Source organism: Chryseotalea sp. (genome assembly GCF_057350905.1).
The window spans coordinates 946211-963695 of the sequence record NZ_JBMRCF010000001.1; the positions used below are offsets into that span (position 1 = coordinate 946211).

Below are 17485 nucleotides of genomic sequence, written 5' to 3' on the forward strand. Positions count from 1 at the left end.
AATTAGTTTAAGATGTTAATAATAGCTGATAGGCGTTCCATATTTTGTCTACGGCATAATCCCAGGTATGCTTATCAGCAACTTCTTTGCCCTGGCTGGAAAGCTCACGGCTCAGTCTGCCGTATTTCAACAAAGCGAATATGTAATTGGCATATTTATCGGTATCCCAGTAGTCCGCGTTCAATGAGGCTTTCAATACTTCTGCTGCACCTGATTGTGATGAGAGAACACTTGGCACTTGGTGCTGGGCTGCCTCTAGTGCCGTAAGACCGAAGGGTTCTGATACAGATGGCATAAAGTACACATCAGCCATGGATAAGAGATCGTTTACTTTACTCTTTGACATAAAGCCTGTGAATAAGAATTTACGTCCTAACCTTTTCGCTGCCGTTTTTTCGAGAGCGTGTATCAGTTGATCTCCTGTTCCAGCGACCACAAATTTTACAGCTGGATAAACTTTCAGCACTTTTTCAGCAGTATCAATTAAAAAATCGGGTCCTTTCTGGTGTGTAATCCGCCCCAGAAAAACAACAATCTTGTCGCGAACTTTGTGTGCCTGCTTCTGCGGAGTGGCTCGCTCTATTCCATTATGTACTACAATAATTTTATCAGCGTTGATGTGATAGTGTTCTATAATCTGATTCTTTGTAAACTCACTCACAGCAAATATTAAATCAGCATATTGCATGGACTGATGTTCAAGATTATAGATTTCGTTGCGTGCTGTTATGCCTGCACGATCTGTTTCAAGCGCATGAACGTGCAGCACCAGAGGTTTTCCGGTTTTCTTTTTTACGTTGACGGCTGCTGGAAATGTTACCCAATCGTGCGCATGAATGATATCGAAATGTCCACCAATAGTCATCTTCTCTACCAGTGCAGCAAACAAACCTACCTTTTGCATAATTGAAGATCCGTATACTTCGTTTCCATTAAACAGGGTATGGATGTGTTCAATGTAATCTGCCGTTGTCAGACCTTCATTTCGTTCAAAGCGTTGGATTTCATCAATTCTTTGGTTTGATTCGTGGTAAGGACTTAAAGCTATCGGAATACGGTGCACTTCTTTAAGTACAGTAGAGAAATCAAACAGCGATTTCTCAACTTCAAGCTCGCGAAGTGTTTCCCTATTAAGCCCTACAATGTTTACGTTTTCAAAACCTGTAACACCTATGCTATTTGGAATGATCAATTGTACGTTAGCTTTTCTGCTTAACGACTTAACAATGCCATAAGTTGCGACCCCTAGTCCACCGCTAAACAATGGCGGAAATTCCCAACCAAGCATCAATATTCTCAACATGAAATCGTTTATAAATACAATTCAAAGAAACTTAATGTTGCAGAAAATAGAAGTAAGCAAAGTGACTATTCAGAACGTATTTTGTTAATTGTAATAGCTAATAGAGACCTTTGCAATTGTCAACTATATCTCCATCAGAATGGGTGAACTCAACTAACTTTAGTTAATAAATAATAAAGAACTTAGCAAGGCAAAGATAGGTTGATCAGCGCTGATAGTAGAAGCGTAAACGCATGTCACAGTTAGATTGGCGCCTTAGTAAAAAATGTGTTGGTATAAGGTCTTAAATGATGTACTGCGTTACTTACTGGAAATTTTCAGCCAATTATTATCAGCTTTTCGTATATAGCCGGCTTTATCTTTATTCCAATCACGCTGTATATCCAGGTCATAATTTAAGTAGAGCTTATTATTGAAAATAGTCCAGGCTTCCGGTTCAATTTTTACCTTATTGTTATTGGCGACACCGTAAGCACAAAAGCCTCCATATTGAGGTGCGTACTTTTCAGGATTAGCTATAAACTTGTCTAAGTGATCTTGCGAACTGAAAAACCAAGTTGCACCGTTCCATGCATAAGTAAACTGTCTATTACCTTTTACGGGTTTGTGCATAGTGAAATAAGCAACAGGATCGTATCCTTTTATCGCTCCGTCAGCAGTTTTATAAACCTTATTTTGGGCCATCGTTAAAAGGGAAAAAAATATACCGATCAGAAGTAATGTTGTTTTTCTCATACTGTTTATAATTTTACCTGACAAAAGTGATACATAGCACGATATCGAAATGTCAGATTTATGTCCAATTAGGTTTCTGTTTGCCGACCGACATGATGATTGTATGTGAAAATATCCCTTCGCTGATAGTGTCCGCTTGTATCAAGAGTCATTCGCTCTTTGATAAGCACATCGGTATTAAGATCACATATTATAATTTCCTCTTTGTTAAAGAGTGGCTCTGTAATGTATTTACCGTTTGGCCCGATAACACAGCTACCGCCACTCAATACCCATTGCTCCGGGTCTTGTTTCAGATAATCAGGTAGTAGGAGAGAGGGTGGAAAATCTTTAGCCTGAAGCATTTGCCCAACGGCCAACACAAAACACCGACCTTCAAAGGCATAGTGCCTACTTGCCACTTGGTGCATTTCACTTACGGTAGGCCACAAGGCAATATGAAAATATTCACCTTGATCGTGTAAGACTTGGCGAGTAAGTGGCATCCAATGTTCCCAACATATAGAGGTTGTTATTCTTCCAAATGAAGTATCGACAGCCTTTAATCCATGCCCGTCACCAAGACCGTAAAGAAGCTTTTCATTGAAGGTTGGCATTAATTTTCGATGGTGGTTTCTCAGCACACCATTTTCATCAATCAGCAACACACTATTATAGATCGTTCCATTTCCAGGTCCACTGTCAACCCTTTCATTAATGCCTATACAACACACTACTTTATATTTTTTCACAAGCATAAGCAGACGGCTAAATTCTATTCCTGTTACGGACAGACTATTATTATACAGTCTCGCGTATACCTGCTTCATCGGTTCATAATCCCACTTTGCAACATCCGGACAATGATCCAGCCAAGCAGGATATCCCGATAGCCATGTCTCGCCAAGGGCAAGTATGTGAACTCCCTTTTTTGAAGCTTCACTGAGAATTGCTTCAAACTTTTCAAGACTTTTATCTAACTGAAGATGGACAGAACTAATTTGTGCGATAGCTATTCGTACCAATTCCATATTTTCTAAACTGTTCTAATATCAGAAAATAAGAAGAACCCAATTGTCGTATAGATTACAAGTAAGCTTTTGATTGACTCAATCTGAATTAATTTTATAAAGCTGATAGCCATCCAACTACTATTTAGTTACTTATTTGCCCTGATCACGGACAAGTGAGAGAACCAAAAAACTCGCGTGTGAATCTAAGGACTTGAAAAATAGGGTAATAAGTAATGCCTTACTGTTGTAATTTTTGATACATACTTTTATGTTCAATATTATTGTTAAGCATACCGAATTTATTTTTTTCTAAGATGCTTGGGGTAGCTTTTGGATAGATGTGCTGATGATTTTTTCTCGTTACCTGCATATGTGGGACACGGCTCTAGGAATTTGCATGAAGAAATGATGAGAGACATAAGCAAAATTATTGCCAACGAGGGCCTAGTAATTTTTTTCATAGGGAGTTAATCGGTGAGTTTATTATTTGTTAAATTAATGACAGGCAGTATTAAATAGCTGATTTGGATTCGAACAGTTGAGATTTTCTAAATGTGATGTAATCTCTCAAACCTGATCTCATTGAGCTTTGTAAGTTTCTTATTGAATAAGGAAACATCCATAGTATATGACCCTTTATTCCGTACAATTCAACAAATAGTTTTCTAACACTAAAATCAATTTCTTGTCTATAAATTTTTCCATCCCGAAATAGTACTTTCATTTCTCCCTTGACATTTAGTGTTTTTTTTGAGGATCTTGTTTGCATTATGGCATGCCAAGCAATGGTAGCGCCAAAGACGCTCAACTCCATTACGGTCGGTTCTATTTTTATGTTAGTAAATTTTACCGATAGCCATGCAAAATAATATCGAGCATTATCACCATTGATATAGCCAAGCAAAGGATCCTCCACAAGTGAATTTTCTTCATACAGATCAATCAGACTTTGAGTATTACCTTCCTGAAGTGACTTAAAGAAATCACTAATTAACCTTTCTTCATTTTTCATAGGTGCTAATTATTTCTTAATGAGTTTTAATGAGTATACCGATTGAGAAGTCAGAACATTTAGAATATATAGGCCAGGTACCATGCCCTGTAGATTTTGGTTTAACGCTTCAGAGAGCTGTTGTGCTGTGCCCTGAAATGTGCCCAGCAATTGACTATTGGCGGTAAATAGATGCAGAGTCATTGACAAGTCAGAAGCACCACCAACCCATTGTAATTCAACTGACTCGGAGAATGGATTAGGCCAGACAACAAGCCCTCGCTCCTGTAAAGATTCCGATTGTACAAGTCTTATATTGCTATAGGAAAATGCCCCATCGGTATCATACTGCTTCAGGCGGTAATAGTTTCGTTCTCCTAAATTCGAGTCCCTGAATGCATATGCGCTGCGTTCTGAGGTGGTTCCCTTTCCTTTGAGAAAACCGATCCTAATAAAATCTTCTCCATTAAAACTCCTTTCAATCGCAAAACCATCATTATTTAATTCCGTGGCTGTTTCCCAGGAAAGTAAAGCAGTGTTTGAATTTTCAAGAACGGCATTGAAATTTATCAATTCGATTGGTAATACTTCAGTCGCTTCTTCACCTCCTACAGTCCAATCGGAAAACGAATTGACTCCTGTAAGGATTACAGAATTCGTAGTTGCGTTTCTGCTACTTATCCCAGCGTTTTCCCATCCTTGCCTGCCAGCACCATGTAACCTATGATATAGACTAAAGTCTCCTTCAGATATGAGAATAGGTGAGGTTGGTATATTTTCATCTGCGTAGCGGATTTCCAATGTAGTATTGGTTGGATTAGGTGCACTTAAAACACTGTAAACCCTGCGTATACTTTTTTGATCTGCGCTGTAATGGTATCGGGTAATCGTAGCATCATAGCCAGCCGGCTCAGCTTCGCTCAGATAAAGACCTAATCCGGCTATATTGGTAGCTGTTCCATTAACATGACGAGAAGATGCAGAAACAGTTCCTCCAATAGTACCGGTAACACACGGCCCTGCTGCTCCAGGCACACAACCACTAACTATATAATCGAAGCTTGCACTGTTGTCTTTAATAATATGGCCGTTTATGAGATCTTCATTGACGCTCCCTGATATTCCTAAACTTAAATTTCTGCTGTTTAGGTTTATATCTCCTGAGATACAGCTTACGGTTCCTGGGATTGATAAATCACTTGTCAGACTGACTTCACTTGAGCTAACTGATTTTACTACTCGAAGATGTGTGTTAGAATTTAATGTAATAGTCCCAGCACCACCAAACGTGGTTGAACTTGCTCCTCCTAAGGTTAGTTGTGTATTAGCTGTAGTAGGCAAGTACTCAAAGGAGGCAGTATTTCTTACATCCAAATTGCCATTAATGGTAATTGGAAGATCGTTGGATATTCGAAATATTCCTTGCTTAATTACCAAATCATTAAGGAAGGAGCCCCCAGTTCCAGCGGTATTTATATCTAAGGTTCCAGAAAAGTCGAACTCAAAGGTTCCGTATGTACGGTTATTAATTTCAGGAATTGCGGCTTGTTGATGACTGTAGGTACTTCCGCTTTCGAAACTCACTTTACTATTAGGTGCTGATAAGGCAAAAGGTGAGCCACCAGAAAGTGAAAAGAAGGTCGATCCTGAAGCAAAAACGATTAAGTTGTTACCGACATCGGCTCCAAATGGATTTCCTGAAATGCTTTTAGGATAAAAAGCTGCAGAATTTCCAAAGGTTACAGGTAACGTTTTAGCAACGAACCGGTGTGCTGGATTTCCACTTGTTGCATTATCCAGTGTAATTGATCCATTAAGTACACCGCCAACTTGTACCATATGGATCTCCATTGGAGTGTCACTTTCAATATTCAATTCGTGCCCCGATGGAAGTTGCAGATCCGTACCATTGCGTCCTTTAATTGCCAAAACATTTCCGGGTGCACTTGGCACTAAACTAATTTTGGCGTTTGACGATAATACAATCGCACCAACTGTGTCTGACGGAACATTAGTTATTGTCTCGGTGCCACCATTGAACAATAGTATATCCCACTTCTTCGGCTGCGTACGACCCGAAAATCCATCTTGTTGCAATAGCCAATTACTAGGATTCTGGAAGTTTCCATCGGCTGCCGCATTGGTCCAGGTATAGGTATAGGAGGCAATTGGTAAAGGAGTACCCGACATATTGAATGTATACGAGTTTCGCCCAGTGCTCGCTTCCTCGTTTGTAGCTATTGTAAGGGTAACGGCCTTTGGGCCTGGTGACAAAGGCCGGAACCGAACAATGAATGTTCGGCTTACTTGTGGGTTAAACGTATTGCCAGCACCGTTTAAGCTACCCTGACTTATGTAATAGCTTGTTGCACCTGTACCAGACATGGTAATTCTTGGAGTTGAGTTTAATGTCAATTGAGCATTACCCAGGTTCTCAATTGTAAAGGTCGCCTGGCTTACGCCATCATATGGTAAACTAGCAGCATCGTTTGCCACCCCTCCAGCACTTATTGTATAGGAGCCCGTGCCATCTGCAATGTTTGTGCAGGCCGAGCGAATGACTATGTAGGGGAGTGGTACAAAAATTTGGGCACGTTGATTTCCCCGATCAGCTACAATCATTCTGTAAGTTGTCGGATCCATGCCAATGCCAACCGGATTATTAAATTGTGCACCAGCCTGACCGCTGGTTCCAAAACCAAATGCAGTATTGTGTATCCAATGTGCTCTCCAGTTGGTAGCCCAGTCTGTTCCTCCACATAAGCTGAAGGCAACTATCCTGTTATTTTGTGTATCGCTTACATATACCACCCCGTTAGCATCTACAAATAAACCTTCGGGGGCTGCAAAAGTATTTCCAGCCGCTGGGCCTTCGATAGCCGTTAGTAAGGTTCCTGCAGAATTAAAGATCACTAATCTACTATTGCCCCTACTGGCTACAAAAATATTGCCTGAAGGGTCAACGGCCACATCTGCTGGTTGATTAAGTTGGGCATTGGTAATCTCTAACGTTCGTGCAAATGTTGTTTTGTTAAATACCTGGATACGGTTATTACTTTGATCGGCCACATAGATGCTATTGGCATCGACCCAAATTCCGGCCGGGTTTAAGAACTGATTCGCGCCAGAACCCATAGAACCAAATCGTGTCAAGGCAACCGGATTATCTGTTTCAGTGGGCGAACTAATGTCAAAGATTTGAATTCTATGATTACCTGTATCAGTAATATAAAGCCTCGTTCCATCAGCAAAAACGCCCGAGGGATTAAGAAGCTGATTGTCCGCACCGCCTGCACCATTATCAATCTTTGCCCTGTACCCTCCGGTTGGGTTAAATACTTGTACGCGATGGTTGTTCCTGTCAGCGATGTACACTCGCCCATTATTTGAAAACGAAACATCTGTTGGTCGCGAGAGCGCGCCATTAGCATTACCTGTGGCCATTAGACCGTTTGCCCATGAATAGCCAAACGTACTTGTAAAAGCTTGTACTCGATGGTTATTAAAGTCCCCTACAATGATCTGTCCATCTGATGCCACATCAATCCCAACAGGGTTAGTAAATTGCATAATGGCAGTACCAGGTGATCCATATATTTGAACCAATGCACCTGTGACTGCATTAATCTTGTAAATAACAGAACTGGCAGTTTGAGTGATAAATATTTCTCCGTTATAGTATGCCAGGTTTGACAATGTAGCTGAGTGATCGGCTTCACCCACATCGTCCCCAAGAACACCATCTCCTCCACCGGTGCTTAAATCTGGAAGACCATTTGCTTTTAAATACACCTGTACATTGGTGTTTGCACCATTGTTATTGATAGCATAAATTCTTCCATTGACATCATCAATGGCTACTCCTCTTGTCTCTGTCCCAACGGAAATGTTAAAATGATTAACGGAGAGGTCTTCATTAAAAACGCGGACAGCCCCACCAACCCGATCAGCTACATATACCCTGCCGTCAGTGCCAACCGCTACCTGATAAGGTGCCGTAAAATCAGTTCGGGAATAGCCAGTATAGATTCCAGAACTATTAAATACTTGAATACGGTATGGGGTGTAGGGATTCGTAGGCGAAGCCTCCGTAACGTACACAAAGTAGTTCGGAGCTGGGCCCACTGCAACACCAACAGGATAATATAAAGAGTTGGCTCCGGTACCACTAAAAATGGACGTAAGCGCTCCAGTCGCCCGGCTAAAGACCTGTACCCTGTGATTATTATAGTCGCAAACATATACTTGCCCCGAATTCTCATTGATAGCAACGCCTGCTGCTCCATTAAAAGTTACAGTAGTTAAAAGTGTCCAGTTCCATGCGTTGGTTGATGAAAAACTCTGAATGCGATTATTGTCAAACTCAGCAACATAAATATTCTGGGAGGCATCAATGGCAATACCACTTGGTCGGCTAAACTGCGAAGCGCCAGAACCTGAAGAACCTATTGTGGTAATTGGAGTTAAGTTCGCACTTATGTTAAGGATTACAACATTATGGCTGTTAATGTTGGTTACGAATAGCCTGTTGTTAGCAGAGTTGATAGTAATGTGATAAGGAGAACTAACACTTTGCTGGTGATTGGCTGTCATTGATCCCACAGATGCATTGTATGGAACCCGTAGAACATTTCCAGATCCTGTATTAGCAATATACAACGTGCCGTCAGCGTGTACGCCAACACCAAGTGGGTTGCTAAGTGTAGTGCCAAGTGCGGCAGTTCCCAAGGAGGCTGTTGTGAGATATCCTCTTAATGTGCCACTCCTTGAGTATACGGCAATTCTATGTGCCCCTGATTCGGCTACGTAGAGTCGGTCATTTGTATTATCAATAGCAATACCGTGTGGACCGTTTAATCCTGATATTGGAAAGCCAAAATTAAAACTCACATCAACTTCTCCTCCTGGTAGAAATTTCTGAATCCTACCACCATTGCCAAACTCGCTTACATAAAGATTACCACTATCATCAATAGCCAGTCCCGTTGGCTGCACAAATTCACCCGCACCAGACCCTGTATTTCCTATAGCAAAAATGTATTGCCTGTCAGAGATATCAAACCCAAGGATTTGATCATCGCCATAATTAGCAACATACAACCAATCATTAGCGTTATCAACAGCTACTCCAACCGGGTTATCGAATATATAGTTAGGCATACCAACAGCTCCGGTATACCGATACTGTGCGTGTGCACTGATGAATGATGTTATCAATAAAATAGCGATCACTATCTTTAAAATATTCTGAGGCCTGAAAAGCAGGGCGGGAATCGTAGAGTTTTCTATCATATTTCAAATAGCTTGTTTACACTATAAAACTGCGACACCAGATGGCATGGTAAGCCAATTTTTGGCTGTCGATTCATTCATAAAATGCCTGGCTTGAAAAGAATATTTCTTTTTCCAGATTAATGCCTCTATTGGGAGTTCATTCATACTGTCACCATCGTTAACTAGTCCGATTTTTGTTGATTGTGCTGTGGAAATAATCTCAACAAGCTCCTCCAGAAGTGCAGAGAGGGCATGAATTTCTATACTTGCGTCATAGTGATAACGAAAGACTATTTTCAGATCAGGATAAATTTCGGGGAACCGCATAAGTGTTTTACGCAGTTCCTGCAAGTATTCAGACAATTGACCCACAGATACTTTGTCAACTTTGCAGTAGGAAACAATACAAGGCACGTGCCTGTCAATTGTTATCGATGAAATTTCGTCTTCCCAAATCCAATTCATATAAGTAAAAGAGTTAATTGTAAACACTATCAATGAGCACGTGCCCGAACCTACCATAGTTAAGCTCGGGCCCAAATTGTGCAGAATTTGCTAATGGAGGTTTAAATAAAGAATGGATTAACGGTGTACAATAGAATCGAGCATTCTGCAAACAATTCATAGACAAAAAGAAGCGTTGGTACACTACTTGTCTATCTGATTTTTGATCTATTACTGGAAGTATACTTGTGGATTGAGATAAAAATAAGGCATTGAACACCTGTTGTTTGCCGGAGCCGTCCTTACTAGGTAAAGAATTCGCTGTTTATGGATAGCGGGTACGGTATGAAACAAGATTCTATAGATATCCCTATCAGGCACCCTTTCTGGAAATTCAAGTTTTAGAAGCTGAATAAATTCAGTATCACGCAGGTAAAATGTGATGCTAAAACACAGGTGATTTACTAAGATTCTGAATGATTGAGTTAAAAATGAATATTCATTGGCAGCATTATTGGCCATCAACGAATCGTTTCTTAGGATTCTGCTAATCAAATAATAGTATTGTCATTTTTGTGTCAAACCGAAACTACTGAAATCAGTTAGTAAGCAGGATATGATACCAAATTTTCTTGCCACAAGTCTTCGTAACCTCCGGAAGCAAGGTAGTTACTCAGTTATTAATATTGCAGGACTCGCCATCGGGTTGGCCAGCGCCTTGTTTATTTTTCTTTACATAGAGTATGAAAGCAGGTATGACCGCTTTCTTCCCAACGCTGGTAAAATCTATAAAGTGCATACTGAACGTACATTTCCTACACGTAAAGTAACTGCTGCTATTACCCACATTCCTATGGCAGAAACCCTTGTTAAGGAGTTTGCAGAAGTAAAACAAGCCACTCGTTTATCGGATTTTGGAACCCCCGTACTTGTTTCCGTAGAGCAGAGCAAAGAACGAACTACATATGAAGAACGTGCGTTTTATTATGCCGACTCGAACTTTTTTTCTGTGCTTCCTTTTAACTTATTGAAGGGAGACCCCAAATCAGCGTTAGCATTGGCCGGTAATCTTGTACTTACTGAGAAATTGGCTATTCGTTATTTTAACACGCAGGATGTATTAGGGAAAAAACTGCGTGTTGATACTACCGATTATATTGTAACGGGGGTAATGCAGAATGTGCCAGATAATTCACATTTTAAATTCGACCTGCTAGCAGCTTCTCAGACTCTCCCGTATTGGCAAACTTTCAATTTCAGGTCGCTGGATGTACACACGTATATTGAATTGGCAGATGAAACTGATGTGGCCACGTTGCAAAGTAAACTGACAGGCATTGCAGATCGTTATGTAGCACCTCAGGTAGAGGAATCGCTAGGGGTAACATGGGCCGATTATAAAAAAGCAGGCAACGGATATCGTTATCTTCTCACATCACTTCACGATCTTCATACTGATTCCACTCCAGTAGAGTATAAGCAAAAGCCTGGTACGAGTAAGGTGTATCTTTACCTCTTAGGTGGCATTGCCATCCTTGTTGTGGTTGTCGCCTGTATCAACTTTATAAATCTGGCCACGGCCTATTCATCTCAACGTGCCAAAGAAGTTGGTATCCGTAAAACATTAGGTTCTGCAAAAATAATGCTGATTGCTCAGTTTCTTCTTGAGTCGGTTTTGTTGAACATTGCTGCGTTTTTAGTAACATCAGGAATACTTTATTTGCTTTTACCGGAATTCAACAACTTAGTTCATAGGTCGCTGTCTCTGAACTGGGCAACAAGCAACGTGTTTAAGTACGGAATTTTGTTCGCCTTTTTGCCAGGCTTGTTGGCCGGTATATATCCGGCACTGGTGCTTTCATCCTTTAATCCTGTGCAGGTCTTGAAAGGTAACTTTCAGACGAGCTCACGCGGAGCGACACTTCGCAAAATGCTGGTCGTGTTTCAGTTATTTATTTCAACCGTGCTTATCATTGCTGTAGTTACTCTCTATAAACAGCTGCAACATATTCAAAACCTATCTTTAGGATTCGACAAACACAACCAAATAGTAATTCCTTATGTGAACAGGCTTGATAATCTTAATGATGCTTTGGCAGAACGTATGCGATTGGCAGGTGGCGTATCAAATGCTTCGCTGTCTTTAAGTGTACCTGGTATTAACTTTTTCGGTTTTCCTTTTACTCCAGAGGGTGCTGCCGAAGCTGTGACAAGCCGGTTTAATTCAATAGATGATCATTACGCAGACGTAATGGGGCTTGAAATACTTGAAGGGCGATCCTTTGGTGAAATTTTCAACGACTCATTGTCAATCATATTAAACGAGGCAGCAATAAAAGCTGCAGGACTTACGGATCCCATTGGTAAGAAAATTTCATATACATTCTATGGTCCAAATGGTACCTCAGCGCCTCAAGTTATTCAATTTGAAATTGTGGGTGTTGTGAGAAACTTCAATTATAATTCTCTTCATGAAAACATCACTCCGCTATGCCTGGTCAGTAAAGAGAGTGCTATATCTACCATGAATTTTTTAACTATAAAGGTGGAAAGTGTTAACGAAGCTACCATCAAAAATATTGAAGCCATTTGGAAGGAACTGGTTCCCGAAGAAACTATGCAATACTCATTCCTGGAGACATCGCTTGACAAGCTTTATGCCAGTGAGCAAACAACAGCAAAGATGTTACTCGTATTTGCTTCACTTACTATTATGATTTCCTGCATTGGACTCTTGGGATTAGCCGCCTACTCGGCACAGATAAGAAAGAAGGAAATTGGTGTTCGTAAAGTTATAGGTGCTACAACCATACAAGTAGTAATGCTACAACTATCTGAGTTCATTAAGCTCATTGGAATAGCCTTTGCCGTGTCCATCCCAGTGGCGTGGTTTATACTCAATGCATGGCTGAATAATTTTGCTTACAGAATTGATTTAGGCGTTGATGTTTTCTTGCTGGCTGCGATAATAACAACACTGGTTACTTTGACTTCTGTTTTATACCAGGCATTGAGAGCAGCAATTGCTAACCCTATCACTTCCATCAGAAATGAATAGAGAATGAGCATTGCATGCGATTACTCCTGTTTTAATTAATTATACTAATATTCACTCATTTAATCATGAAACACTCCATACTCAGTCATCTTTTCGGATTACTAATTATTGTATTTACAATAGGCTGCTCAGCTTCAGAAAAGCCAAATTTTTTGCAGGAGCAAATGAAGATTGAAATCGTACGTAAACAATTTTTTGAAAATGAAACGAAGAAGAATTTTACTGGCATGCGAGCTTTAACAAGCAGTAACATGACTGTGATTACTTCTTGGGGTACGATCGAAAACATGGATTCTGTGGAGAATAATCTGAGAGCGTGGAATCTTAAAGATCATACAATAGTCTCAACGGTATTGAAACAGCAATTGTCTGATGATGGTAAAATGGCATATGAGCTTTTGCAAAACGAAATATCAGCATCGTACCCCCAGGGAATCAATACCCTTACAGTTTACACCACCCTTGTTTATAAAAAGGAAGGCGCTGAATGGAAAATTGTGCATGAGGCATTTGTAGAGAAGAAGTGACAGTGGCTAATTCAGGATTGTACGGATTTATGCCATATACTCGACAATTCGGTATGAAGCAATTCTTAAGTTTTGCGATTGTTATGAAGAAGAATCAGTGTCTTACTGCCATACTTTTACTTACAGTATTATCTTTTAAGGGGGCAGCGCAATCAAAAGAGCCCGAGCACTCATTTGGTTTTGGTCTGCAGATTAGCGAGTATCAACAAGACTTTGGCATTGGGGTGAACTTAACGAGCCCCACACTGGCTAAGGGTAAAATAGCGTTACGCGTAAAGTGGAATCAAATGTTCTACCAATACGCTAAGAATAATACAACGTTATGGGTTCCGTATTCAAATGTGGCATTTGGAATTGCAGGCATAAGTAAAAAAATGAATAACGGAGTGAATCTATATGGAGAGGGGGGTGCTGTTGGACTTCTGCCCTCGAATGAATTTTCTTCGGAGCAATTTGTATTTGGAGGTTATGGACTCTTTGGCTTTGAGTTTTTGAGTGATGAAACAAATGGATATTTCATTGAGATAGGAGGGATTGGCTCAGGCGCAAAGGCCGATAAAATTCCTTTTCAGCCAATCTATTCCAACGGACTTATTATCAGTGTAGGGTTTAGGTTTTATAGAAAATCCGGATCATACCGGTAAAATGTAGTACTAATAATGTGCAATTATGAAAATTATTAATGATCGCTTTCACGGGATAATTGACTACGTAGTTGTTATATTCCTTTTGGTGTCACCATCTCTCTTTGGTCTTTCGGCACTTGTTTCGCTAATAACCTATGCGTTAGCAGGCGTACATTTAATGCTCACTGTTCTTACAAATTTCCGGTATGGGGTAATTAAGTTAATTAGTTTTAAAATTCATGGATGGATCGAGCTTGTAGTTTCAGTAGTGCTCGTGATTGCACCTTGGATTGTAGGGTTTAGTCATTTACGTACAGATGTTATCTTTTATATTGGCTTTGGTATAGCTGTATTTCTCACATGGCTACTTACAGATTACTCAAAGTCAAAAGTTGAATTGTAGAGACAAGGTTTTACGCTAAAAAGAACCATAATGAAAAGTATGTTGAATGTTTTCATCCTAATGCTCTTTTGCGCAACAGTATTGGCACAAAAAAGTAGAACAGAGAATAAAAGTGGCTGGACAGCTGTTTATTCTCATGACGAAAATGGCAATGCAACTATGGGCGAACTCAACCTACTCTTCGATGGGCTGAGAAAAGGCTACTCACTCAAGATTGGTTGGAGTTGGACAAAGCAGTTGGGCGATTCTACAGTTACGTTGGAACACTTTGCTGAGCCAATATTCCTTTCCATTATTCAGGAAAAATATGTTTCGGCTATTATAAACCCACACCCTTTCCTGAAGAATTACATAGATATAACCAAGCAGGAGTTTGACAATCCGAAAAACATTTGGCAATGTGTTCTTACAACAAAAGGTGCATTTAATGCCATGATCTATAGTGCAATTACGGGGGAGGTGGTGAAAAACTGGCCACAAAAACATAAGATGACCTGGTTCCTTGAATATCCATGACATTGATAATATTGTTACAATTTATTTTGGTGTCCAACACTTTTTAGCACTTTACTGCTGTAATCAACTATGATAAGGGGGGATGATAAAAAACTATTGGGCTCAAGGGCTCGCACAGGGACTGAGAAATGTGGTGTTGACGCTTTTAGCTGTTAATGGAACAAGCGAAATAATTTAAGGGACGAGAATTGAAACAAGGGAGTTGAGAGATCTAGGTGTTGTGATACGATTAAACATGTATTCAAGTATGCACATATGTTCTTAATACAGCCAGAAGACTCTTTTAAGACTGTTTGTCGTGCTACGCCAAGCCATTCTACGAAAAGTAAGGCTTGCAAATATCTGACATAGGTGACAGAGCGCTTAGAATGAAACTAATAATTATGTACTAAAGCCTGTATAAATTGATTAGGCATTCTGGATATTTGTCGGACTAAGCGTAGCATGCCTGAGGTTTACTTCGCCTACAGGAAGCTCAATAATAAATTCTGAACCAACGCCAATTGTGGAGTCAAGATGAATTGAGCCCTGCATTTTCTCTACAAGAGATTTCACGATGGCAAGACCCAACCCTGTGGAGCTTTCGCCTCCCGTTGGCTGAGCACTTAAGCGCTGAAATCGCTTAAACATTTTTTGTTTATCCTCATAACTAAATCCAGGCCCCTGGTCTTGAATATTAATGGAAACCCTGTTGTTATCCAGTAAACTCGTGTAAATTGTAACATTTGTACCTGGGCCTGAAAACTTGATAGCATTTGATATTATATTTTCAAGAACTCTTCTCAAAGCAGTGGTGTCTATCGTTAACCAAACCTGCGATTCAATAGCATTATTGATTTTGATTTCCTTGCTCAGAGCGACCGTTGTCATTTCCTGCAGAATCTCACTATCAACAAACACTCGGAGATTTATTAATTTATCCGTTTCGGATTGTAACATTTGATTACCTATTGAATTAACCTCAAGAATACTCTTTATAAGATTTAGGCCATCGTCACATACCTTAACAATCTTTGCGAGCAATTCCTTTGATTCATAGTCAGTTAGGTAACTGTTAATTAGCCCAGCAAGACCCTTTGCACGATTTAAAGGTGCACGCAAATCATGTGCAACAATTCCCATTAGCCCGTCTTTCTCACTATTGAGTTCCTCTAACTGAGTATTTTGGTGCTCAAGGTGCCTGCTTTTTAATTTAAGCATTTCAGCTTGAGATGCTATCTCTTTATTCTGCAATTGAATTTCTTCAAATTGTCTTCTAAGAATAGTGTTCTTCTCTTTAATTCTCATTCTGGATTTTGTAATTACAAAGACAACAATGGCGACCAGAGTTGAAATCACTAGCACCGAGATAATAGTAATTTTTTTAAACGTGACTTCCCAATCCAGCCGCTCCAGCAATATCTTATTCTCTTTATCTCTCTTCTGCAATTCTATTTGGGCTTCCATGTCACTGGAGATTAGTTCACGTTGAACAGAATTGATACTGTCAGTCAAATACTCATACTTTTTGTGATATGCAACAGCGTCCTTCCATCTTGACTGCTTCTCGTAGAGATACGCCAGGTGTTTATAAGCTTCAATATCATCCTGATACCAATAATACAGTGATTTACTTTCCTTCCTATATTGTATGAAATTTAACAATAGCTCCTCAGCGGAGTTATACTTTCCCTGCTCGGTTAGTACCCTTCCGTAATCAGAATAGATAATAGCTGGGTTATCATAATTATTACCCGAGTTCTTTCCTTGCATTATTGCTTTTTGATACCAGTATACTGCTGAGTCAAAATGTTTTTTTTGTTTAAAACCATCTCCAAGTGCTTTATAAGCATTAATGATAAAGGAATTATTTCTGATCTTATTATTTTGTATATATTGAAGAGTCTGATGCGCATAATTAATAGCACTGTCAACATTAAGTTTGAGTTGTGTAATAGTGTAGTCGGATCTCACATCCAGATAGGAGATTTGAGCCCGATTTGGATTACTTTCAAACATCTTAAGTGATTTGAGATGGTAATTCCGAGCAAGCAAATAATTTTTACGTTTTGCATAGATGCAAGCTATTGAGTTTAATCCCCATCCTGATGTTGAGACGGGAGTTTCACGGTGGTCTAATATTTCGGAACCCTTCAGGGCATAATTGAGCGCGGTAAGCAATTTGCCCTGTTGAGAGTAAATAGTTCCAATAATCAAATTACAATTGCCAACTAACTCCCACTCATTAGCTTTTTCAAAATAGTATATTGCTTTTTCAAAACAGTCAATAGCCTTCTCGGGATTGTAATGAATACTTCGTTCATAAAACCCCATTAACTGATATGATTTTGCAAGCCCCCACGAATAGTTAGATCTTGTGGACCAATCGTGTAAAACCATCAGTAGACTATCTACCACCTCTTCTCTTTCTCTAAACAAGTAGAGTCTTGTTAATGCAGCAAGGGCCTGTATTTTTAAAGTATCATTGTTAGTGACAGCTATCAACTGATGTAAACTATCAGTTGTTTGGGTAAAGCGTATCCTATCATCAATATTCGTGACAAGAGATTGACTGTATGCATTTGCACTAACCAGAAGGAGCACTACTAATGTAATGATTCCTTTTACCATTAAGAA

General features: G+C 39.8%; 12 protein-coding genes and 2 pseudogenes. 5 read left to right on the forward strand and 9 right to left on the reverse strand.

The window, feature by feature from the left end; genetic code table 11:
• Nucleotides 1-7 precede the first annotated feature (7 nt).
• The 8 genes and pseudogenes from ACO1XM_RS04185 to ACO1XM_RS04220 all read right to left on the reverse strand — a co-directional run bounded on the left by ACO1XM_RS04185 (nucleotide 8) and on the right by ACO1XM_RS04220 (nucleotide 9760).
• Complete coding sequence (locus tag ACO1XM_RS04185) at nucleotides 8-1303, reverse strand: glycosyltransferase family 4 protein (protein WP_486226133.1); 1296 nt, start codon at nucleotides 1301-1303, stop codon at nucleotides 8-10.
• A 300-nt stretch (nucleotides 1304-1603) separates the two neighbouring features.
• Entirely contained in the window at nucleotides 1604-2038 is a 435-nt protein-coding gene (locus ACO1XM_RS04190; protein ID WP_486226135.1) for a YHS domain-containing (seleno)protein, read from the reverse strand.
• Nucleotides 2039-2106: 68 nt separating this feature from the next.
• Nucleotides 2107-3048 (reverse strand): carbon-nitrogen hydrolase family protein, encoded by a 942-nt coding sequence (locus ACO1XM_RS04195; RefSeq protein ID WP_486226137.1) that lies wholly within the window; start codon nucleotides 3046-3048, stop codon nucleotides 2107-2109.
• A gap of 493 nt (nucleotides 3049-3541) precedes the next feature.
• Nucleotides 3542-4042: a nuclear transport factor 2-like protein gene (locus ACO1XM_RS04200; RefSeq protein WP_486226139.1), complete on the reverse strand. Its 501-nt coding sequence runs from the start codon at nucleotides 4040-4042 to the stop codon at nucleotides 3542-3544.
• A gap of 9 nt (nucleotides 4043-4051) precedes the next feature.
• Nucleotides 4052-7066, reverse strand: coding sequence for a T9SS type A sorting domain-containing protein (locus ACO1XM_RS04205; protein WP_486226538.1), 3015 nt, complete (start codon nucleotides 7064-7066; stop codon nucleotides 4052-4054).
• Nucleotides 7061-7591, reverse strand: a pseudogene (locus ACO1XM_RS04210) (NHL repeat-containing protein); the annotation flags it as partial. The gene ACO1XM_RS04205 and the pseudogene ACO1XM_RS04210, both read right to left, overlap by 6 nt.
• 615 nt (nucleotides 7592-8206) lie before the next feature.
• Nucleotides 8207-9313: pseudogene (locus ACO1XM_RS04215) on the reverse strand (NHL repeat-containing protein); the annotation flags it as partial.
• A 21-nt stretch (nucleotides 9314-9334) separates the two neighbouring features.
• Entirely contained in the window at nucleotides 9335-9760 is a 426-nt protein-coding gene (locus ACO1XM_RS04220; protein ID WP_486226141.1) for a hypothetical protein, read from the reverse strand.
• Between the two features lie 595 nt (nucleotides 9761-10355).
• On the opposite strand from ACO1XM_RS04220, the gene ACO1XM_RS04225 reads away from it, so the two are divergent.
• The 5 genes from ACO1XM_RS04225 to ACO1XM_RS04245 all read left to right on the forward strand — a co-directional run bounded on the left by ACO1XM_RS04225 (nucleotide 10356) and on the right by ACO1XM_RS04245 (nucleotide 14869).
• Nucleotides 10356-12797 (forward strand): ABC transporter permease, encoded by a 2442-nt coding sequence (locus ACO1XM_RS04225; RefSeq protein ID WP_486226143.1) that lies wholly within the window; start codon nucleotides 10356-10358, stop codon nucleotides 12795-12797.
• Between the two features lie 65 nt (nucleotides 12798-12862).
• A complete protein-coding gene (locus ACO1XM_RS04230) occupies nucleotides 12863-13324 on the forward strand; it encodes a nuclear transport factor 2 family protein (protein WP_486226145.1) in 462 nt (153 codons plus the stop codon).
• 53 nt (nucleotides 13325-13377) lie between these two features.
• Complete coding sequence (locus ACO1XM_RS04235; RefSeq protein WP_486226146.1) at nucleotides 13378-13968, forward strand: hypothetical protein; 591 nt, start codon at nucleotides 13378-13380, stop codon at nucleotides 13966-13968.
• 25 nt (nucleotides 13969-13993) lie between these two features.
• Nucleotides 13994-14353 carry an SPW repeat domain-containing protein gene (locus ACO1XM_RS04240; protein WP_486226148.1) on the forward strand — a complete coding sequence of 120 codons (360 nt, stop codon included), beginning with the start codon at nucleotides 13994-13996 and terminating at the stop codon, nucleotides 14351-14353.
• A gap of 30 nt (nucleotides 14354-14383) precedes the next feature.
• Entirely contained in the window at nucleotides 14384-14869 is a 486-nt protein-coding gene (locus ACO1XM_RS04245; protein WP_486226150.1) for a hypothetical protein, read from the forward strand.
• A gap of 408 nt (nucleotides 14870-15277) precedes the next feature.
• Here ACO1XM_RS04245 and ACO1XM_RS04250 read toward each other — a convergent pair whose 3' ends face one another.
• Complete coding sequence (locus ACO1XM_RS04250) at nucleotides 15278-17479, reverse strand: ATP-binding protein (RefSeq protein ID WP_486226152.1); 2202 nt, start codon at nucleotides 17477-17479, stop codon at nucleotides 15278-15280.
• Nucleotides 17480-17485: the final 6 nt, after the last annotated feature.